We start from the raw sequence: 19841 nt of genomic DNA on the forward strand, positions 1-19841 counted from the left end.
TATTGTATACAAAGACAAAGACAAATATGAAGTTAATCATTTATCTAGGCTGGTTCCTGCTGAGGAGGGAAAGTCAGTGTTACTCTGGTCCCTCCTTCGGGATTGCCGCTGAGAGCCACTATACCCGATAAGCGGCTCGCACGCTCATGCATAATGCCTATGCCGAAATGCAGATCACGTATTTTAACCTTTTCTATGCCGACACCATTATCACTGATGGTGATGGTGACATGGGTATCTGAACCTTTAAAACATCGAATGTTAATTTGGTCTGCTTGGGCATGCTTGATGGCGTTAACCGTGGCTTCTCGGGTTAATTGCAACACATGGATATGTTGATGGGCGCCGAGCAGTTGCATGGGCAATTTATAATCTAAGCTAATGTTAGCCTTGGTTTGGCTCTTAAGCTGCTCTAACATGGCTTCGATGGCGTGGTGTAAGTTAGGCTCCTTGACAGTCAGCCTAAAGGTCGATAAAAGCTCTCTTAATTGCACATAGGCGGTGTTTACCCCTTCATTGATTTCAGCTATCTGCTGTTCGACTTGGGGGCTGCGACAAGCTGTGTCCAGCCCTTTAGACAGTAGGCTGACTTGGATCTTTAAGAAGGAGAGGATTTGACCTAAGGAGTCATGCAACTCCCTGGCGATGACGCCCCGCTCTTCCATCAGTGCGAGTCGTTGCCTCTGCTCTCCGGCATTATAGATGACTATCGAGCGAGCCAGCATGATGGCAAAATTTTCGAACAGTTGATAATTGGGCTCCACGCTGGAGTTGGCCTCTAAGTAACCCAGCTCATTGGATTCAAACTTAAGCGGGAAATAGGTCTGGCAATTCGCTTTCTGAGGCCAGCCGCCGTCGGCCTCAATGACTAACTCCTCTTCATTGTCCTGCACTATCACCAGACGAAGAAATGTCTCAGGTTCATGGGCCCTTAGCTGATTGAGTGCGGTTTTCAAACTGCTAATTTCGAGCTTACCCGAGTGGAGCATGACCAAGTTATCGTACAAGAGGGTTAACTCGTTATTACTGCGAGTCAGGGCTAATGTTTTATCTTGTACCTGCCTCTCTAAGTTTTGGTAAAGGGTTGATAGTTCCTTGGCGGTAGATTGGAATGCATTACTTAAGGCGCTGAGTTCAATATACTCAGATTTAGGCATCTCTACATCGAAGTTCCCTTTGGATATGGTATTGGCCGATTCCATTAACTGATTGAGGGGCGCGACCACTTTTCGTTTGGTGAAAAGTACCGCGATGAAAGCGATAAACAACATTAAGGCGAGGCCGATAATTTGACTCACGACTAACAATTTCAATTTGAATGCGGCGTATTGCTCAGTTTCCAGCACCAGTAGATCGATAGTATCGACAAAGTCTTTCAGCGCAGCGGCGTAGAGGCGTGAATTTTCCTCCTCGATATAAGATCTCATCACCTTCCATTTGTGAATAACCAGAAGATATTGATCCGTGAGCTCGTCGGGTGTTTTCCAGTCGAGTGAGCGCTTGAGTGCATCTGAATAGAGGGTGTCTTCAAACTCCTCTATCTTTTGCAAGGCATTTTCACTACCCGAGTTGGCATAGAACATCAAACGATAGCTCTGCATTCGCAAAGAACCAGATGCGTTGATGGCCCTGGCATCCCCAAGACTGTAAGCTAAGTTGACGATGGCGAAGCTCGCCAGACTACTCGATAATAATATTAAAGTTAACATTAGACCCAAAATGGTCGACGTTAAACTGCCTTTTTTCATTAGTTAAAAACTCGCTAAATTACGTTTAATAGTCAATTCGTTAGACTTGTTCTAATTTAGTTGCCACTTAAACCTATTAACAAATAGGTAAAAGTGTGAACAACAGCACCTTTACATTTTGATCTACCGCAAACTTTATACTGGATACCTCTTTAGAGGTATGTCTAAACATGTGTTAAGGGGCTAACTTCGGCCTTGGAGATGATGTGGTTATTAAGACTACTATAAAAAGTAACACGGAGATGAGATGGTGAGAACATTAACTAAAAAATCCTTTGCCCTAAGTGCATTGGTCGCAGCGAGTCTGATGACTTCCGGCGTGATGGCCGATAATAAAACTGAGCCTAGAAACCAAGTGTATAAAGATAAATTTTCTAAGCAATACAACAGCTGGCATGAAACTTCTGAGAGCTCTGAGATTGTCGATGTGCTGGAAGCCGATCCAAACCTAGTGGTGTTGTGGGCAGGCTATGGCTTCTCTAAAGATTATAACAAGGCCCGTGGCCATATCTACGCGGTAACTGATGTTCGTAATACCTTACGTACCGGCGCCCCTAAGTCAGATGCCGATGGCCCAATGCCTATGGCATGTTGGAGCTGTAAGGGCCCGGATGTACCTCGCATGATAGAGGAGCAGGGGGAAGACGGTTACTTCACGGGGAAGTGGTACAAAGGCGGCGCAGAAATCGTCAACACTATCGGTTGTAGCGATTGTCATGTGAGCGGTAAGTCTAAACTGCGTATCTCGCGTCCTTTCGCCGTGCGCGCCATGGAAACGATCGGCACGCCATTCGATGAAGCTTCTCGTAAAGATAAGCAGTCTATGGTCTGTGGCCAATGTCATGTGGAATACTACTTCGAGAAGACTAAAGATCACAAGGGCTTCGTTAAGTTCCCTTGGGATCAAGGCATGACCGTAGATGGTGCCGAAGCCTATTATGATGGGATTCAGTTTGCTGATTGGACTCACAAGATCTCCAAGACGCCTATGTTGAAAGCACAGCATCCTGGATATGAAACCTGGAAGCTTGGCGTACATGGACAGAACAATGTCAGTTGTACAGACTGTCACATGCCTAGAGTCAAGAATGCCGAAGGCCGTAAGTATACCGATCATAAGGTGGGTAACCCATTCGATCGCTTCGAAGAAACGTGTGGTACTTGTCATGAACAGAGCAAGGAGTTCATGGTCGACCTGACTAATCAGCGTAAGGTGAAAGTTCAAGAACTTAAGTTGGCAGCGGAAGGTCAATTGGTTAAGGCTCACTTCGAGGCTGGTGCAGCTTGGGAAGCCGGTGCTACCGAAGCCGAGATGAAGCCAATTCTTACCGATATTCGTCATTCACAGTGGCGCTGGGATTATGCGACAGCCTCTCACGGTGTTGCGGCTCACGCGCCGACTGAAGCCCTGCGTATCTTAGGTACAGCGGTAGATAAGGCGGCAGATGCTCGGGTTAAGCTCGCTCACCTGCTGGCGAATAAAGGTGTTAAACAGCCAATCTCATACCCTGACACTTCTACCAAGGCTAAGGCACAAGCTGCCATGGGCATGGATATGAAGAAGTTGAATGCCGATAAAGCTGAGTTTAAGAAGACTGTACTGCCTAAGTGGGATGCAGAAGCTAAGAAGCGTGAAGCGACGTACTAGCTAACAATGATTCTGCTAAGTGCTAGCAGCATGATAAAGCCAAGCTTATCAAGCGCTAGAGACTAAAGATAAGCAAGGTTAGCGCAGGCTCTTAAATAAAAAATCCGCAGCGAGTTAGCTGCGGATTTTTTTATGTCCGAAATCAATACTATGTAAAATAATGGGTCATATTTAGCCCATTTTCTCGCACTTTTTAGCGAGCCGGCCGCTAGTTCGCTAAATTAAGCCTGATCACATTTTCACCTTGGTTCATTTGTTTTTATGGTCATTCCCGCAATGCTTGTGGGCGGGGAACCCGCTGTTTTGGCTAGTCTTCGAATGAAGCTGGATGATATTTTTTGTGTGGGTTCATCTTTTTTGGTGAGGGGGGAAATGCTATAGTTTCAAATGATTAGCGAATGTGGACGCTTCAATTCGATGATGTTTTTATTCAGAATGGTATCAGTAGCGAGTTATGGCAGAGCAAAGTAAGCGATAAGCTGTAAGTGATGAGTCAGAGCCGAACCTTGGCGCTAGAATTTCTTACCACTTACCACTTACCACTTACAGCTAGTTGCTGTTAAACGCCGCGCCAGTTGCGCATCTGATTGGCTTCTTCCGACAGCACTACCACTTCTGAGCGGGTCATCATATCTTGCAAAGAAAGTTTATCGCCGTTGATCAAGATCCACAGGTTGCCAATTCCTAACAGAGACCATACCAGACGAGCCGAGGCCGTGATCATACTCAGGCATTGGCCGTTTGGGTGTTGGATCTTGAGTTTCCAGGCGCGCATGCCTAAGGTTTGACCGCCGTAGCTCCAGAAGGAGATGTAAAACAAACCCACACACAGGGCTATCCATAGCTGGTATATGCCCTTGTAAAGCGAGTCGCTATTGAGCAAGTCTGATACATGCTCATAGGTTCCCATGTCTATCAAGCCTGAAGAGGTGAGGGCGGTAAACACGCCAAAACCTATGGCGCCGGCTATCATATAGACAGCTACCGCGAGTAGAAGATCATAGACGGCGGCGCCGCCGCGGCGAAAGAATCCCGCACGAGGGAAGTTAGCATGTTCGCGGTTTGGCATTGAGCTTTCGGTCATTTTGGTGTCCACTCTCACATTCAGTTTTCGTTGCTGTCGTTGTTCGTCTACATTCTAAGGTTTAGGCCCTAAGACCAAGGTTCTAAGTGCTAAGCTTTGGCTTTTGGGTCATCTTTAATGTAATAGATATCGCTAAAGCCCATACGAGCGAATTCTTTATCTCTGAAGTCTCTGACTGCTGCAGAGCCTTTCGATGTCATGGCGACTTGCTGCTCCATCATATGGTAGCGGGTCAGATCGACGCCTTCGGCGGCTGCAATGGCCTCATGGATATCATGATGCTTGTCGTAAGCAAAGTTGATCTCTTTCGCTTGTTTCTTATATTTGTACGTTACTCTTACTGCCATAATCTTCTCTATCGATTCTCTTGTACTAGTTGTTTATTCGCCTACATGACGAAACAGCTCGGTGATAATGACCATTTACGCTGCAACACACCCGAATCAAGAGGCTAGGCGTCCAGTCTCCTGAGTCTATATTTCGTAGGTGCATCATTTTACACTGGCAGCCTAATGTATCCCAGTATGATACGTTATTTTAGGTATCTTTGCTCTAGATGACGCCTAAAGAATTTAGGGTTTAGGGTCTCTCCTGTGGCGTGTTTTACTAGCTCTTCGGTGGTCAATAAGCAACCCTGAGACCAGATATTCTTGTCGAGCCAATCGAAAACCTGCGCTATGTTACCTCGGGCCAGCAGTTCGTCCACTGGCCCCAAACTTGTTTCCATGGCGAATCTAAATTGCGCCGCGTACATGGCTCCTAAGGTATAACTGGGGAAATAGCCTAGTTCACCTACGGCCCAATGGATGTCTTGCATACACCCATTACGGTAATCATCTCGGGTATCTATGCCTAACAGGGACTGCATATGCTCCGCCCAGAATTCGGGGAGGTCGGCAACGTCTAAGCTACCGTCGACTAAGCCCTTTTCGGCTTCAAATCGCAATAGAATATGACATGGGTAAGTGACCTCATCGGCGTCGACTCGTATTAAACCTGGTTTGACTCGACTATAGATGTGATTTAATTCAGCTATGGATAGTTGGCTGTTGAGGTGCTTGCGTATCTTGGGCTGGATCTGAGATAGAAAACCTTTGCCACGACCTAGCTGCATCTCACAGAATAGACTCTGGCTCTCATGTATCGCCATGGAACGATGACCGCCAGCAGGTTGACCACGCCACTCTTTAGGCAGTCCCTGTTCATATCTAGCGTGTCCAGTTTCGTGGACTATCCCCATTAAGCCGCTGGTAAAATCTGCTTCATCGTAACGTGTGGTTAAGCGTATATCGCCGGGTACGCCGCCACAGAAAGGGTGACTGCTGACATCTAAACGACCTTGGGTGAAATCAAACCCCAGATATGCCATCACATCCCGGCCCAGTGCCTCCTGGTTTTGCGCCGAACATCTAGCTAAGGATATCTTGCTGTCATTGGCTTGTTGCCCTTGAACTGTCTCGATCAATCCGGGTAGCCAGGATTTGAGATCGCCAAAAACATGCTCGAGGCGCTTGGTGGTCATGCCTGGCTCAAACTTATTTAATAGGGCATCGTAGGGGGTTAAATTTTGTGCCTGTGCCCGTATCGAAGCTTCCTCTTTTACCAGGGTCATCAAGGCTTCAAGGTTAGGCTTGAACCCTTGCCAGTCATTATTGGCTCGCTGATCACGCCAAGCATGTTCGCAGCGGTAGGCTAGCTGTGTTTTAGCTTGAACAAGATCGGCGGGAACGACATTGGCTTGCATGAAGTGATAACGGATCTCTCTGAGGTTAGACATTTGGTGGCTATCGAGTCGCTCTTCTTCAGCCTGTTTGATACTGGTTTCGATAAAACGAGCTGTTTTTAGTTCATGAATATGCCGAGCCAGTTCGGCCATGGCGGCCCCTCGACCTTCGCTGCCGCCAATAGGCATCATGGTGGCCTGATCCCAATCACCTAAGGCGCTCAGATGTTCGAAGTGGGCGACTTTCTGAAAGTGTTCAGTTAAACGCAGGTAATGGGGCGTACTCGGTGAGTGTGTCATGCTGGCTCTTGATCAAATGTTAACTGGCTGCATATTATCACTCTATGTGCAGGAGTGCTTAGACATATGTATTAAGGTTAATCTTAATACTGTTTCCATATTGTTTTGGTTTTGCTATTATTTCATAGCTTTAGGGGCTTGATGAGTGGAGCCGTTGGTTAGCTAAAACACATTAAGTGTCAATGGAATGGATTTTGTGATGCACATGGAGGCGACATATGGCAGACTTTCTGCTCACTCAGGCTAATTTACCTTTTACACTCTCTCTCACATTTGTACTCATACTCGGTGCGTTCGAAGCATTTTCACTGTGCACCGGCTTTAGCCTAGTGGGGGCGCTAGATAATTGGGCGCCCAGCGATGTCGATGTTGGCTCCCATGGAGCGGGTCCCAGTGAAGTGAATGGATTAACCGAGATTGCCACTTGGCTTTGCCTAGATAGGCTACCATTGCTTATCTGGTTTGTGCTGGTGGCGGTCAGTTTTTCAATTACCGGTTATAGCTGTAATTATATCTCCTTGACCCTGAGTAATGCGCTACTTCCCCAGAGCGCGACCTTGCCCATAGCACTCTTTGTTACCGCTTTCTGTTGCCGTTATATCGGTGCCCTCGTCGCCAGAATACTCCCCAAAAATGAGTCCAGTGCCGTGTCTATTGATGGCTTGCTCGGCCGAGTAGGCACTGTGACCATCGGTTGTGCGATTAAGGGCAACCCCAGTGAGGCCATAGTCAAAGATCAGTATCTACAGCAACATTATGTACTGGTAGAGCCGGAATTAGTTGGCATCGAATTTAATTCCGGTACTCAAGTCGTGTTGCTAAGAAGGCAGGGGATGGTATGGTCTGCGGCAAGGTTTGATTCTTAACCGTTTAGAGATATCGATGGTAGCGTTATCGCGGATAGATAAGAGAGACATTAAAAAAGCACCCTAAGGTGCTTTTTTAATGTCTCGAGTAAACCGATAGGTTTACTCGCTAATTCTACAGCTTTTATTCTACCAGCAGTGCCATGGCTGGCCCCTGATTATCGGGGAAGACTCGATAGGCCTTATGATGCTTAATGAGGCTAGCTTTCTTATTGCCTTGGCTTAGCAGCAAACCGTGTTTGGCTGCAATTCTTGCCAACTCTTGCTCATTGGCACGGACATAGAGGGTGATGGTCTTAGTCAACTTATCGCCGTCTATGTGTCCATCATACTGCTCAACTGAGATCACCAAGCTGTCCTGGCCACAGCTATCTAGCTTTAGCTTAGTGGTGACTTCAGAATCTAAGATAACGACCCAGTCATTTTCTTTTAGCTCACTTATCATGGCGTTCAGGGATGCGCCCACTGCCTGATTTTGTTCTGCTGCCAGATATTGCCCTTCTATGCGTTGCAATACTGAGGTCAGTTGCGCGGCGGCGCCCATGCTGCGAGCATCGCGGATCCACTGGGTTAGTTCTTTGGCGATCAGCTTAGAGAAGCGTCGGTCTTTCAGAGCTTGAACCATCCAATTACACAGGAAGTGACTCTCGGCAGCGGGCGTTTGCACCACATTTTTGCCCTTGCTGCGCTCTTCGAGCGCTGCAAGCCCTGCTTGAGTGATTTCGATGAGGGCCTGATTATAACGAGTCATCAAATTATTCCCTTCGCCTTAGCGGATTTTCTTGGCCTTGGTGGCCGGTCTGTTGGCGGAGTTTTTCACTTTTACTCGACGGCCTTGCATGTTTCTCTCACCGACGACCTGAGCGCCAGCGTTGTCTTCACGCTGCTGTTTCTTGGTGAAGCTACGACGCTTCTGTAATTGCTTGATTAGCATGTCTCGGCTACCGACTTCATATCCGGGGATCGTGATACGGGGCAGTTTCTTGCCGATCAAGGTCTCGATATCGTATAAGGTGCGCTCCTCTTCACGGCTCACTAAAGAGATGGCCACTCCAGACTTACCCGCACGGCCAGTACGACCGATACGGTGAACGTAATCTTCGGCCAAGAAAGGCAGATCATAGTTAACTACGTATTCGAGATCTTGAATATCGAGGCCGCGCGCCGCCACTTCGGTGGCGACTAAGGCGCGAACCTTACCCTCTTTAAATTCTCTTAAGGCGCGGCGACGGTTACCCTGAGCCTTCTCACCATGGACCACGGATGAAGGGATACCATCTAGGTTGAGCTCTTTAACCAGCTTATCGGCGGCATCACGCGTGGCGGTAAAGACGAGTACCTGTTGCCAGTTTTTCTTGCCGATAAGCTCGGAGAGTAACTCACGCTTGCGGCGTTGCTCAACAGGATAAATAACCTGGCTTACTGTGTCGGCCGTGCTGTTTTGGCTGTTTAGACTGATAAGCTTAGGCTTGACTAACATGTCGTTAGCCAGCTTCTTCACGGCACTGGAGAATGTCGCCGAGAAGAGTAAGTTCTGACGCTGTTTGTTGACGGCCTGCATGATTTTTTGGATATCGCTAATAAAGCCCATATCTAACATGCGGTCGGCTTCGTCTAACACCAAAAATTCGACATTAGACAGGTTTAAGTTACAGGCTTGAAGGTGCTCGATCAGGCGGCCTGGCGTCGCGACTATGATGTCTGTGCCACGCTTAAGTTTCTGTGCTTGAGTCTCTAATTTAACCCCACCATAGATGGTCAATACAGAGACATCGATATACTTGCTGTAATCACTGATGTTTTCGGCGATCTGCGAGGCAAGCTCACGTGTCGGTGTGAGGATCAGTGCCCGAGTATTGGATCTCTGTGTCTGCATCGGGTTATCGAACATTTTTTGCAGGATAGGCAGTGCGAAGGCAGCCGTTTTACCTGTGCCGGTTTGAGCACTGGCTAAGACATCCTGACCACGGCGGATAGCCGGTATGGCTTCTTGCTGAACAGGCGTCATTTTTTGATAACCGCATTCAGAGATAGCGCGCAAAATCTCGGGAGCAAAACTAAAAGATTCAAATCTCATCTTGGGGCCTCTATTTAACTTGTTCATCCACCTAGCCATACGCAGGTGATCTTCTATGTTCATCAGGCAGTGAGCGCCTAAACCACGAATAATTCGCGGCGGCGGAGTATAGCAATTTTTAGCCAGTTTTAACAGCATATCATTTTCTGCTCTATATCATGCCCATGTTGGCTTCATGTGGATTTATTTTGAGCCTATATCGAGGGGGAATGGCGCTGGATTTGACAGATAGAGGCTTTGGACTAGGCTTTACTTGATTCATATCTATCCTATTTAGAAGCGTACTCTGAACTCAACGGATGTTGAGTGGGATTGATATAACGCATGGAGGCTATATGGCACGTTTTCAGTGTGCATTGAAAGGGATAATTCGTCATATCTTAAGTGATCTCTCTTCACGTTTTTCGCTTGCTTCATATTTGGCTTCCAGTCTTTTTTCGCAGTATTTCTCTGCTTATTGCTATCTACTAGAGAACTAATATGACTATTAATGTACTGGTGATCGATGATTCCATAACTTGTTGCCGTGTCCTGAGCGAATACCTGATGCAGCTCGATATTAACCGTGTGGAATATTGTACCGATCCTGGCTCTGGGATTAAAATTTTGACCAAGTATGCCAAGGACTATCAGATCGTGGTCGTCGATCTGCATATGCCCAATATGGATGGTATCGAATTTTTGATGAATCTGAGTGATATCGGTTATAGGGGAGGCGTTATCATAGCGTCTTCGATGGAGAGCAGTATCATAGAAGCGGCTGCTCAGGTCGTAATAAATTCGAGTATTCGTCTCTTAGGTGCATTGACTAAACCTGTTTCTACTAAGCAACTTAAGCTGTGTATCGAGCGACTATTTATGATGGAAGCAGACCTGTCGCCTAAGCCAGTTTCTATCTCTATCGATGAGTTACAGCGGGCCTTGAATGAGAATAAGGTGGTCCCCTATTTCCAGGCTCAGATGGATGCCAAAACGGGACAGATAATCGGGTTTGAAGTCTTATGTCGGCTCCAGCTTGGTCAGCGATTGCAATTGGTCACACCGGATCGATTCATTGAACTCGCCGAATCGCATAACCTGCTCAACGATTTGACTGAAAAACTGCTGCAGAAGGCTTTTGCACAGTGGAAGCTGATAAGCCAAGATGACGCCTGCATCGATTGCAGTCTCTCCATTAATCTGAGTCCAGAGCAACTTAATCAAGCTCATTGGCCCAATAGATTGCTACAGTATTGCCACGATAATCAAATGCAAGCCGCTAAACTTACCATAGAGATCACCGAGAATCAGGCCTTGAGCGAGCAGAGCCAGTTTTCTAACATCACTCGATTACGCGTACATGAATTCGGAGTCGCCATCGACGATTTCGGCACCGGATATACTAATCTCACTCAGCTGTGTTGCTTGCCCATCAGTGAGCTCAAGTTAGACATGATTTTTGTAAGAGGGATCCACCAGGACCCCTTAGCACAAACGATTCTAAAATCCTTGCAGGACATCAGCGCTAAACTTGGGATCCGTCTGGTAGCCGAAGGAGTCGAAGACCCTCTGGATCTGGACTATCTAGAGGGAGTCGAGAACCTGCTCTTACAAGGCTATTTGATTTGTCGCCCCAAACCATTCAATGACTTGATGCGTTGGCTTAAGGCGCATAAGAAGGTTGGAAGGGGGGAATTCAACGTTAGCGATATGGCAAATGATGAGTCTCTGGCTAACAATGAATCCCTAGTTAATGCAAGTGTTAAGTCAAGCCCACTGATTTCTGCGGAGCTCTTCAAGACACGGACTTCCAATTACACCATCTGATCAATACTGGCCGGTATCATCAGCTTTCACATGGATAACCATATGCTCAGCTCAAGTTTTACCATGTGTTTAGCCGTTAAACCTTGAGTGAGACCGTGCTTGAATCTTGGCTTGCAGCTGACAATTAAGCCCGTCTTGCTGCTGTTGAACTTTGTTTTTTTGCGTGTTTTTTTGAGTGTTTACTGAGTAAATTTTGAACCATAAGCGTCGTCAAACCCGCTAGTGCCCCCCAAAGAGCCGATCCTATGTGCCATAGCATGAGATCCGATGCTGTGACTAACAAGGTTAACAATGCGGCTTCGCTATAACGTGGTGAACTCAGGGCCTGTTGCAAGCTAGTGCCTATGGTCGATAGCAAGGCGATCCCCGCGAGCGCCAATATGAGTGCCGATGGCAAACTTTCGAATAGGGTCATCAAGCTGACGGCGCTCATGCCCATCAAGATGTAGAACACGCCTGCGGCGACAGCACTCCAATAGCGCTTGTCTGGGTCGGCGTCGGCGTTCTCTGTCATACAGATAGCCGCGGTAATGGCGGCCAAATTAATACCGAAACCGCCGAACGGGGCGATCAACATGTTGACCAGACCTGTCACGGTTATGGTGCGCGACACAGGTGGGTGGTAATCATGAGCCTTGAGCACCGCTATGCCGGGCATATTCTGGGATGCCATGGTGACAATAAACAGAGGCAGTCCAATGCTGATAAAGGCCGGCAGACTCAACTCGGGCTGAATGTACTCTAGTTCACTCATCTGCCATTGCAGTTGAGGCCAGTCAATTAACTGCATTGACCAAGCCGCGCCAAAGCCTGCGATGAGCACTGCCAACATGGTGTAGCGGGGGAGGGTATGTTTGCAAACCAGATAGGTGATAAGCATAGTCAAGACTAGGGGGGCTTGCTGGTTCATCAGGTTGAAGGTGTTGATGCCGAAATTAATCAAGATACCCGCCAGCATGGCGCTGGCTATCTGCTGTGGGATCTTATTCATCACCTTCTCAAACCAGCCTGTCATCCCCGCTAGGGTGATCAAGGCCGCCGAGAATAGGAAAGCGCCCACGGCTTGGTTGATGGTGAAACCTTGGGTGCCTGAGATGAGCAGTGCGGCCCCTGGCGTAGACCAGGCGATGAGGAGTGGCACCCGATAGTATAGAGAAAGACCGATGGAGGTGACGCCCATGCCAAGGCCCAGGGCGAAGATCCAGCTCGACACCAGCTGCAGATCGCCGCCCAAATTGATAGCCGCTTGATAGATAAGAGCCACAGTGCTGGTGAACCCAACCAAAACGGCGATAAAACCTGTGTTGATGCGATTTAGGATTACGCTTAATTGAGTCATATCTATACTGCTCTGGTTTATGCCAATTGGTATTATGTGTTAATCTCATTTTGTGCGTTATAACGCACAAGTCGAAACTAACACTGTACGTTATAGCGCACAAGGGTGATATGAAGAAAAACATCAATGGCTCGTTAGGCAGGCGACTAAAACAGGCGCGAGCGAACAAGGGCTGGAGTCTAGATCGCGCCAGCGTCGAGACGGGGGTTTCCAAGGCTATGTTAGGCCAGATTGAACGGGGTGAATCCAGCCCCACCATAGTCAGGTTATGGAGTATTGCCAATGGCTTCGAGTTACCCCTGTCTTATTTTTTGACCGATTTAGCGGTGGCGAAGACCCCAGATATCATGCTAAATGCCGAGTCCGATATCGAGGTAGTGACTCTGTTTCCTTTCGATGAAGATACCGGCTTAGAAACGTTTCAGATCACCTTAGCGCCGGGGAGAGAATACCTGTCGGCACCACACAATGAGGGAGTGATAGAACACATCATAGTGGTGAGTGGCACTATGGAGTATTTCTTGAATAGGCAGTGGCACATCTTGGTTCAGGGCCAAGTGGTTAAATTTGGCGCCGATAGTCAGCATGGCTACCGTAATCTGTCAGATAAGCCTGCCATGATCCATAATATCATCTGCTATAAAAAGAGATGAAGACTCGCTGATACGGGATAATAGCAGCAAGCAGGTTTGCTTAATAGCAATCGCTATCACCTGCTTGCTTATAGCAGTTCCATTAAGTAAGTGAACATTGAGCGATCATAAATTTAATGGGATTAGCATTAGATTGCTTGGGTTACACGGGCTAGCCAGGCTAACTCTTCACCCTGCATCAGGGGGGAGAGTGTATCGAATACCTGTCGATGATAATCATTGAACCAGTTTAGCTCTATGTCGGTTAACAGGCTTTTATCTATGAGGCGTGAGTCCATGGGGATCAGTGTCAAGACATCGAATTCAAACATCTCTCTTTCGGCGTTTGCCAAGGCTGCACATGGACGCACGGTAATAAGATTCTCCAGGCGAATACCAAACTCGTTGGCGCGATAATAGCCTGGCTCATTAGAGACCACCATGCCTGGTAGCAGGGCGACATCATTGCTGTTTTTCGCTATGCGCTGTGGACCTTCGTGAACATTGAGGAAGTGGCCTACGCCATGGCCTGTGCCGTGATCATAATCGAATCCATGTTGCCACAAGTATTGGCGCGCGAAACCGTCTAATTGCTGGCCCGTGGTGCCGCGAGGAAACTTAGCCTGATCCAGTGCGATATGGCCCTTAAGCACTAAGGTGACCATCTTCTTGTGTTCACTAGTGACTTGGCCTATGGCTATGGTTCGGGTGACATCTGTGGTGCCATCGAAGTACTGAGCGCCAGAATCAACCAGATATAAGCTATTTTTGGTCATGGTCGCCGGGATGCCATTATTGTGATTGTAATGACACATGGCGGCGTTTGCGCCCACGGCAGAGATGGTATCGAAGCTAGGCTCTTTATACAGCTCATCTTCTAAGCGAAAGCTCTCCAGCTTGTCGGCCAGTACGCCTTCGTCATGAAAGTGCTCGGCCTCTACTTGCTTATCTAACCAGGCTAAGAAGCGACTCACCGCGACGCCGTCACGAACATGACAGGCACGCATGCCTGCCAGCTCGGTGGTATTTTTCTGTGCCTTGGCCAGGGATACAGGATCGAAACCTGGGATAAGAATCGCACCGGCCTGTGCTGCGATTAGCTGAGACCAGGCATTAGTCGAATTTTGATCGGCGAGTAGCTTAACGCCTGCAAGTCGCTGCAGCGCATCTTTAAGCTCACTTTCGGCTTTGAAACTGACACCAGCGCCAACATGCTCAGATGTCCCAGCCGGGAGTTTTTCAATATCGGTGAACAGGGTCATGTCGCCATTAGCGGTCAATAGGGCTGCGCCCAAAATAACCGGCAGACGCGGCACGTCATTGCCGCGGATATTCAGTAACCAGCAAAATGAATCCAGTGACGTGATAAGGGCCATGTCTGCGCCGGACTCGGCCACCACCGCTGCAATCTGTTGACGTTTCTGTAGACTGCTTTTACCCGCACGCTTCTCATCGAAGAGGATAGCAGGCGCATCAGAGGCTAGTGGGCGGTCTTGCCAATGAAGATCGATAGGATTTTTATCGACGGCAATCAAGGCCATTTGTGCCTTGTTTAGCTGGTTTTCAGCCGATTTTTGCCAGCTTAATGGATGCAGACGAGGATCGTAACCTACGCGGGCATCTGCGCTTAAGGTGGCTGTTAGCCACTGGATTTGAGGCGTATCGGCCAGGCTCATGTATTGAAATAGCTCACCATCGACCTGCAGCTTGACCTGAACTGTGTATCGACCATCGACAAAGATAGCCGCGCTTTCTTTGAGGATGATGATCATGCCGGCAGAGCCTGTGAAGTTACTGATCCACTGCATGCGCTCGTTACGCTCGGGAACATATTCGCCTAAATATTCATCGGCGCGGGGTATAATAAAGGCATCGAGATTGGCTTTGGCCATCTCACTGCGAACCGCATCGAGTCGTGCGGCAATTGATTGAGACATAAATACTCCGGTGTTTACTCACTCATGCTTCGGCATCATCAGATACTGTGAGTCAGCATTACTCTTATTAAAATGAGGGTCTAGGATGTAAGGGGATTATCTCAGTTGAAGCAGGCGGTGGGAAGCATAAGCGATGGGAATATTGAGCATAAAAATATCAAGACAGAAAAAGAGGTAAACTTTAAAACATAATATTTGTTACATGTGTTGAAAAATCAATTAGATTAGCGGCTCATCATCTAGATTGTATTGCTCTTCAATGCCATTAACTCGATAGAGGGTGCCCTTTATTCTGCCTCACGGAACTGATATTCACTCACCTTGTTGCTTAAGGTTTTAATGGAAAACAAATGGAAAAGGAAATGAAAAGGGAAACGAAAATGCCATTTAATGTGTGGGTGCTTACCCTAGCGCAGGCTTTTGCCATGAGCGCCGCACCTATGATGATGTTACTGGGTGGGATTTTAGGTGTCGAGCTTGCACCTAGTCCCATATTAGCGACTCTGCCTATAGCCTCCATGGTGGTCGGTGTCGCCATCTCGATCTTGCCAGTGACTCAACTGATGCGCAGCTTAGGTCGGAAAAACGTGTTTATCGGCGGGTCGCTATTGGCGGCTGTGTCTGGGTTGGTGGCGGCCTATGCGGCCCAAGAGCATAACTTTGAGCTCTTTTGTTTCAGCGGTATTCTACTCGGATGTGCCGGCGCAGTTATCCAGCAATACCGCTTCGCGGCGATGGAGTCGGTGGCGCCAGAGCTTGGCGCCAAGGCCACATCGAGAGTCTTATTAGGCGGCTTGGTCGCCGCATTTCTGGGTCCTGAGCTTGCTGTGTTGGGGGGGGAGTTAATCGAGACGCCTTATGTCGGCGCGTTCCTATTTCTGACCATGGTGAGCCTGCTCGCCGGGGTGACACTGTGTTTCTATCGAGAGGATAGCTCTGCATCATCTCGAGTGAGCATCGAGACTCAGGGAGATGTGAGACCATTAAGGATCATATTGAATCAGGAGCAAATTTGGGTGGCGATTGCCGGGGCCATGATAGGCTTTGCCATGATGAGTTTCGTGATGACGGCGACACCACTGCATATGCACCATATCGAGCATCACTCCTTAGCCGATACCAAGTGGGTGATCCAGAGCCACATCATCGCCATGTATCTGCCGTCTCTGTTTACCGGTTATTTGGTGGCAAAGTTAGGGGTGTCTAAGATGATGCTCACAGGTCTGCTGGCTTATTTTGTGACCATAGTGACGGCTTTAATGGGTAATGAAGTGCTCAACTATTGGGCCGCCCTGGTATTACTCGGCCTAGGCTGGAACCTGTTATTTGTGGGCGGAACTGTGTTGCTACCCCGTTGTTATCGTCCCGACGAGCGTTTTAAGGTTCAGGCATTTAATGACACCTTAATATTTGGCTCCCAGGCCATAGCCTCTCTCAGTGCTGGTTGGGTCATACATCAACTCGGCTGGCAAGTGTTACTCATTATCTGTATTCCATTTATCGGGATTCAGTTGCTGTTGATTTTTTGGTGGAAATTAAGCCAAAGCAAACTCTTAGTCACTAAGGCGAGTGAATAATCTGGTCTCATTTTTGCTTGGGTAGCCTTAGGCTTTACTCTTAAGCTGAATAAGTTTCTACTGCTCCCCTGTATATTTTATGCTAAAAATAGCACTCATGTCATTGTGGGCTCTGAACCTGTGGTCGAGCCAGGCAATAGATAACGTTTGGCAAGGCATCAGGCCTTGCTTCTTGGATAAGAAGATAGCTAAAAATCTAAAAGGGTAACCCTATGACCTTAGGTGTGGGCGGTTCGACCGCAATGCAAGAGTTGGTAAAACTGAGTGATATGACCCAGGGCACTAAGCCTATCTCCAAGGGTGAATTTTGTGCGCGTATCGAGAAGGCCCAGCAGCTGATGAAAGCTCAGGGAATTGACGCCATCTACATCAACGCGGGGACTAACTTGTATTACTATACGGGGACTCGTTGGTATGCCAGTGAGCGTATGGTTGGCGCCATCATTCCTGCCGTCGGCGCACTGGAATATATTGCTCCGGCATTCGAGGTCGATACGCTGTTAGGCTATATGGTTATCGAAGCTAAGGTGAATACCTGGCATGAAGATGAGAGCCCATATGCCTTGTTCGGTGAAGTGCTCAAACAGATGGACATCAATAGCGGCAAAGTTGGTATCGATGAGTCTGCAGCCTTCTTCATCTTCGATGGTGTGCGTCAGGCACATAGCCAGTTCGATTATGTCAATGCTAAGCCTGTGACTGCGGCTTGTCGCATGATCAAGTCTGATCTCGAGCTTAGCTTATTGCAACGTGCTAAGGACATGACTCTCGAGGTCCATAAAGCGGCGGCGCGTATCTTGAGAGAAGGCATCACAGTCGGTGAAATTGAAGCCTTTATCAATGATGCTCACAAGGCCGTGGGTGCTCCTGCCGGTTCTTACTTCTGTATCGTGTTATTCGGTGAAGACAGTGCTTATCCTCATGGGGTCAAGTCGCCTAAAGTGCTTGAGAAAAATGATACCGTGCTTATCGACACAGGTTGTCAGCTGCAAGGTTATAACTCAGATATCACCCGTACCTTCGTGTTCGGTGAGCCGAGCGATCGCCAGCGTGAAATTTGGCAACACGAGCAAGAGGCTCAGATTGCGGCATTTGAGGCGGCTAAAATTGGCGCCCCCTGTGCTAGTGTCGATAGGGCGGCCCGTGATGTGCTCGAAGCCGCAGGTTTTGGTCCAGGCTATGCTGTGCCTGGCTTGCCTCATAGAACCGGTCACGGTATCGGCTTAGATATTCACGAGTGGCCTTATTTGGTGCTTAATGATCAGACGCCTTTGGCTGCGGGTATGTGTTTCAGTAATGAGCCCATGTTATGTGTCCCCGGCGAGTTTGGTGTGCGCCATGAAGATCATTTCTACATGACAAATGCAGGCCCTGTGTGGTTCACCAGGCCAATGCATTCCATCGATGATCCGTTCGGATATGAAGCTTGATTTCAGGCCGTTAACGTTTAACTTTGAGTTTCGAGTGGCTAAATTCAGGGGGGAGGCCTACTGATTGCTGGTATTGGGCATCATGAGGTACGGCCCGCTACTGTAGCGATTCAATCTGGCTAGCTTCAAATCATACCATGAAAAAACGCGCCGATAATGGCGCGTTTTTATTTATATCTGCTTATGGATCATTTTAACAAGCAGATCAATCTATGCTGATAAGCTCTACGTCGAAAATGAGTACCGAGCCTGCAGAAATCTTACCCGTCGAACGATTGCCATAGGCCAAGGTACTTGGAACAAAGAAGCGGATCTTCTCTCCGGTTACCATGAGTTGCACGCCTTCGGTCCAGCCTTTAATCACGCGATTAAGGGGAAAGGCAATAGGTTCGCCGCGTTCCACTGAGCTATCGAATACTGTGCCGTCGATAAGAGTTCCGTGATAATGGACGGTAACGGTATCGCTGGCTTTAGGATGGGTCTCGCCATCACCCTTATTCAATACTTTATATTGAAGACCCGACAGGGTCTCAACCACACCTTCTGCATTTTTGTTTTCTGCTAAGAAAACCTGGCCTAGTTCAATATTTTCCTTAGATACTTTTTGATTGTTCATCGAGGTAAAGAAATAAAAAATGACGCCGGCAATGACGACAATGGCTAAAAGCATTTTCATGGAATGGATCTCTTGATTGAATTGACCCAATGGTACTGATTGCCGGCTAATGGGTAAAGCAACTTTGAACAACAACCGAGCGGCGTCAAGTTTACTATGCTAGTTCAGTGTCTAAGATCATGGCAGAAATGCCTGTCCCTGTGGGGAAATAAGCCAAATGAAACCTGCACTGTTTAGCGCTATCATGCACCAGAGTCCTATTCTAAAGCTTAATTTCTGCGACTTATGCCTCAAGCTTTGCTGGGCTATGATGGCTCCAGGCCAACCGCCGCAGAGGGCCAGTAGTTGCAAGCTGCTCTCCTTGGTTCGCCAGCGTCCATCTCGGGCGGCAGACTTGTCTCTGGCATAGGCTGCGAAGGTAATGACACTGATGACAAGGTAGATGACTAATACGGCCAGTGGTAGCCTTTCAACAATGACGCTGGCGGCGACAAGCACCAAGAAGGATAAGGCGACAAGCTTAGTTGCGGCGCTGTTTTTTTTTCGGCTCATGGACGCTGCTATCATTGAGAGTGGATATAAAAGAGAGCGAGTCTATCAGAAATACTCAATTTCTAGCTCATAGATCTCTGAATTAGCCTCATCAGACTCGTATTTTGCCACTAGATAAAAGTCATCCCGCTCTAGATCAACCATATCGATGTTATCATCAGCATCTGCATATTGTTTGAGTAGTGATTGCTTATTCGTAGGTAAACCTAGCTGTATTATGGCTTGAAGAAATGGAGCTTGCGTATCGTTTTGTGTAGCTGCAAACACCGCAGGAGACACTTTTATTTTACTCAGTCGTTCATCATTATATTGCACCTGAAGATGGTCACCAATCAACCACCAAATTCCAGTCGCTGAAATATTCAATCGACTCATTTTTGGATATATTTGCTGTAATTGGCTTAAACTGGGTTTGTTGACTTGGGATAAACTAAGGAGTGAAAATAGTGCGCTGAGCTGTGATTCTGTTGGAGTGATAGAGGCATAACGCTTCTGGTTGGCACCTT

The 19841-nt window shown here is 47.8% G+C and carries 16 protein-coding genes and 1 pseudogene; 6 read left to right on the forward strand and 11 right to left on the reverse strand.

The window, feature by feature from the left end:
- Positions 1 to 44: 44 nt before the first annotated feature.
- Positions 45 to 1748 carry a nitrate/nitrite two-component system sensor histidine kinase NarQ gene (gene narQ, locus HRU42_RS12920; protein ID WP_295031739.1) on the reverse strand — a complete coding sequence of 568 codons (1704 nt, stop codon included), beginning with the start codon at positions 1746 to 1748 and terminating at the stop codon, positions 45 to 47.
- A 247-nt stretch (positions 1749 to 1995) separates the two neighbouring features.
- On the opposite strand from narQ, the gene nrfA reads away from it, so the two are divergent.
- On the forward strand, positions 1996 to 3396 hold the full coding sequence (nrfA, locus tag HRU42_RS12925; protein WP_295031740.1) for an ammonia-forming nitrite reductase cytochrome c552 subunit: 1401 nt from the start codon (positions 1996 to 1998) through the stop codon (positions 3394 to 3396).
- Between the two features lie 559 nt (positions 3397 to 3955).
- Here nrfA and HRU42_RS12930 read toward each other — a convergent pair.
- The 3 genes from HRU42_RS12930 to HRU42_RS12940 all read right to left on the reverse strand — a co-directional run bounded on the left by HRU42_RS12930 (position 3956) and on the right by HRU42_RS12940 (position 6503).
- Complete coding sequence (locus HRU42_RS12930) at positions 3956 to 4465, reverse strand: RDD family protein (RefSeq protein WP_295031754.1); 510 nt, start codon at positions 4463 to 4465, stop codon at positions 3956 to 3958.
- A 104-nt stretch (positions 4466 to 4569) separates the two neighbouring features.
- A complete protein-coding gene (locus HRU42_RS12935) occupies positions 4570 to 4827 on the reverse strand; it encodes a DUF2960 domain-containing protein (RefSeq protein ID WP_295031741.1) in 258 nt (85 codons plus the stop codon).
- A 185-nt stretch (positions 4828 to 5012) separates the two neighbouring features.
- Positions 5013 to 6503: a carboxypeptidase M32 gene (locus tag HRU42_RS12940; RefSeq protein WP_295031742.1), complete on the reverse strand. Its 1491-nt coding sequence runs from the start codon at positions 6501 to 6503 to the stop codon at positions 5013 to 5015.
- 218 nt (positions 6504 to 6721) lie between these two features.
- On the opposite strand from HRU42_RS12940, the gene HRU42_RS12945 reads away from it, so the two are divergent.
- Positions 6722 to 7369: an OB-fold-containig protein gene (locus HRU42_RS12945; protein WP_295031743.1), complete on the forward strand. Its 648-nt coding sequence runs from the start codon at positions 6722 to 6724 to the stop codon at positions 7367 to 7369.
- Between the two features lie 124 nt (positions 7370 to 7493).
- Here the strand turns inward: HRU42_RS12945 and HRU42_RS12950 are convergent, their stop codons facing one another.
- On the reverse strand, positions 7494 to 8120 hold the full coding sequence (locus tag HRU42_RS12950; RefSeq protein WP_295031744.1) for a DUF2913 family protein: 627 nt from the start codon (positions 8118 to 8120) through the stop codon (positions 7494 to 7496).
- Between the two features lie 18 nt (positions 8121 to 8138).
- Positions 8139 to 9446, reverse strand: coding sequence for a DEAD/DEAH box helicase (locus HRU42_RS12955; protein ID WP_295031755.1), 1308 nt, complete (start codon positions 9444 to 9446; stop codon positions 8139 to 8141).
- Between the two features lie 480 nt (positions 9447 to 9926).
- Here HRU42_RS12955 and HRU42_RS12960 point away from each other — a divergent pair, with 480 nt between their 5' ends.
- On the forward strand, positions 9927 to 11252 hold the full coding sequence (locus tag HRU42_RS12960) for an EAL domain-containing protein (RefSeq protein ID WP_295031745.1): 1326 nt from the start codon (positions 9927 to 9929) through the stop codon (positions 11250 to 11252).
- Between the two features lie 124 nt (positions 11253 to 11376).
- Here HRU42_RS12960 and HRU42_RS12965 read toward each other — a convergent pair whose 3' ends face one another.
- The gene (locus tag HRU42_RS12965; protein WP_295031746.1) at positions 11377 to 12591 is read right to left on the reverse strand and encodes a benzoate/H(+) symporter BenE family transporter; all 1215 of its coding nucleotides are present in this window, start codon (positions 12589 to 12591) and stop codon (positions 11377 to 11379) included.
- A 110-nt stretch (positions 12592 to 12701) separates the two neighbouring features.
- Here HRU42_RS12965 and HRU42_RS12970 point away from each other — a divergent pair, with 110 nt between their 5' ends.
- On the forward strand, positions 12702 to 13244 hold the full coding sequence (locus tag HRU42_RS12970; RefSeq protein WP_295031747.1) for a helix-turn-helix domain-containing protein: 543 nt from the start codon (positions 12702 to 12704) through the stop codon (positions 13242 to 13244).
- A gap of 128 nt (positions 13245 to 13372) precedes the next feature.
- Here the strand turns inward: HRU42_RS12970 and HRU42_RS12975 are convergent, their stop codons facing one another.
- Positions 13373 to 15160, reverse strand: a complete 1788-nt coding sequence (locus HRU42_RS12975) for an aminopeptidase P family protein (protein ID WP_295031748.1) — start codon at positions 15158 to 15160, stop codon at positions 13373 to 13375.
- Positions 15161 to 15522: 362 nt separating this feature from the next.
- On the opposite strand from HRU42_RS12975, the gene HRU42_RS12980 reads away from it, so the two are divergent.
- Positions 15523 to 16737 (forward strand): MFS transporter, encoded by a 1215-nt coding sequence (locus HRU42_RS12980; RefSeq protein ID WP_295031749.1) that lies wholly within the window; start codon positions 15523 to 15525, stop codon positions 16735 to 16737.
- A 212-nt stretch (positions 16738 to 16949) separates the two neighbouring features.
- The gene (locus HRU42_RS12985; RefSeq protein ID WP_295031750.1) at positions 16950 to 18167 is read left to right on the forward strand and encodes a Xaa-Pro peptidase family protein; all 1218 of its coding nucleotides are present in this window, start codon (positions 16950 to 16952) and stop codon (positions 18165 to 18167) included.
- 205 nt (positions 18168 to 18372) lie between these two features.
- On the opposite strand, the gene HRU42_RS12990 is transcribed toward HRU42_RS12985, so the two are convergent.
- From HRU42_RS12990 to HRU42_RS13000, 3 genes and pseudogenes are all read right to left on the reverse strand, one after another.
- Positions 18373 to 18843, reverse strand: coding sequence for an FKBP-type peptidyl-prolyl cis-trans isomerase (locus HRU42_RS12990; protein WP_295031751.1), 471 nt, complete (start codon positions 18841 to 18843; stop codon positions 18373 to 18375).
- A 117-nt stretch (positions 18844 to 18960) separates the two neighbouring features.
- Positions 18961 to 19335, reverse strand: coding sequence for a DUF1294 domain-containing protein (locus tag HRU42_RS12995; protein ID WP_295031752.1), 375 nt, complete (start codon positions 19333 to 19335; stop codon positions 18961 to 18963).
- Positions 19336 to 19380: 45 nt separating this feature from the next.
- Positions 19381 to 19841, reverse strand: a pseudogene (locus tag HRU42_RS13000) (hypothetical protein); the annotation flags it as partial.

Source organism: Shewanella sp. (genome assembly GCF_013214165.1).
Taxonomy (GTDB): domain Bacteria; phylum Pseudomonadota; class Gammaproteobacteria; order Enterobacterales; family Shewanellaceae; genus Shewanella.

Excerpts from the sequence above, each read along its gene's own strand:
- narQ (WP_295031739.1), bottom strand. The coding sequence starts at position 1,748 with ATGAAAAAAGGCAGTTTAACGTCGACCATTTTGGGTCTAATGTTAACT.
- nrfA (WP_295031740.1), top strand. The coding sequence starts at position 1,996 with ATGGTGAGAACATTAACTAAAAAATCCTTTGCCCTAAGTGCATTGGTC.
- HRU42_RS12930 (WP_295031754.1), bottom strand. The coding sequence starts at position 4,465 with ATGCCAAACCGCGAACATGCTAACTTCCCTCGTGCGGGATTCTTTCGC.
- HRU42_RS12935 (WP_295031741.1), bottom strand. The coding sequence starts at position 4,827 with ATGGCAGTAAGAGTAACGTACAAATATAAGAAACAAGCGAAAGAGATC.
- HRU42_RS12940 (WP_295031742.1), bottom strand. The coding sequence starts at position 6,503 with ATGACACACTCACCGAGTACGCCCCATTACCTGCGTTTAACTGAACAC.
- HRU42_RS12945 (WP_295031743.1), top strand. The coding sequence starts at position 6,722 with ATGGCAGACTTTCTGCTCACTCAGGCTAATTTACCTTTTACACTCTCT.
- HRU42_RS12950 (WP_295031744.1), bottom strand. The coding sequence starts at position 8,120 with ATGACTCGTTATAATCAGGCCCTCATCGAAATCACTCAAGCAGGGCTT.
- HRU42_RS12955 (WP_295031755.1), bottom strand. The coding sequence starts at position 9,446 with ATGAGATTTGAATCTTTTAGTTTTGCTCCCGAGATTTTGCGCGCTATC.
- HRU42_RS12960 (WP_295031745.1), top strand. The coding sequence starts at position 9,927 with ATGACTATTAATGTACTGGTGATCGATGATTCCATAACTTGTTGCCGT.
- HRU42_RS12965 (WP_295031746.1), bottom strand. The coding sequence starts at position 12,591 with ATGACTCAATTAAGCGTAATCCTAAATCGCATCAACACAGGTTTTATC.
- HRU42_RS12970 (WP_295031747.1), top strand. The coding sequence starts at position 12,702 with ATGAAGAAAAACATCAATGGCTCGTTAGGCAGGCGACTAAAACAGGCG.
- HRU42_RS12975 (WP_295031748.1), bottom strand. The coding sequence starts at position 15,160 with ATGTCTCAATCAATTGCCGCACGACTCGATGCGGTTCGCAGTGAGATG.
- HRU42_RS12980 (WP_295031749.1), top strand. The coding sequence starts at position 15,523 with ATGAAAAGGGAAACGAAAATGCCATTTAATGTGTGGGTGCTTACCCTA.
- HRU42_RS12985 (WP_295031750.1), top strand. The coding sequence starts at position 16,950 with ATGACCTTAGGTGTGGGCGGTTCGACCGCAATGCAAGAGTTGGTAAAA.
- HRU42_RS12990 (WP_295031751.1), bottom strand. The coding sequence starts at position 18,843 with ATGAAAATGCTTTTAGCCATTGTCGTCATTGCCGGCGTCATTTTTTAT.
- HRU42_RS12995 (WP_295031752.1), bottom strand. The coding sequence starts at position 19,335 with ATGAGCCGAAAAAAAAACAGCGCCGCAACTAAGCTTGTCGCCTTATCC.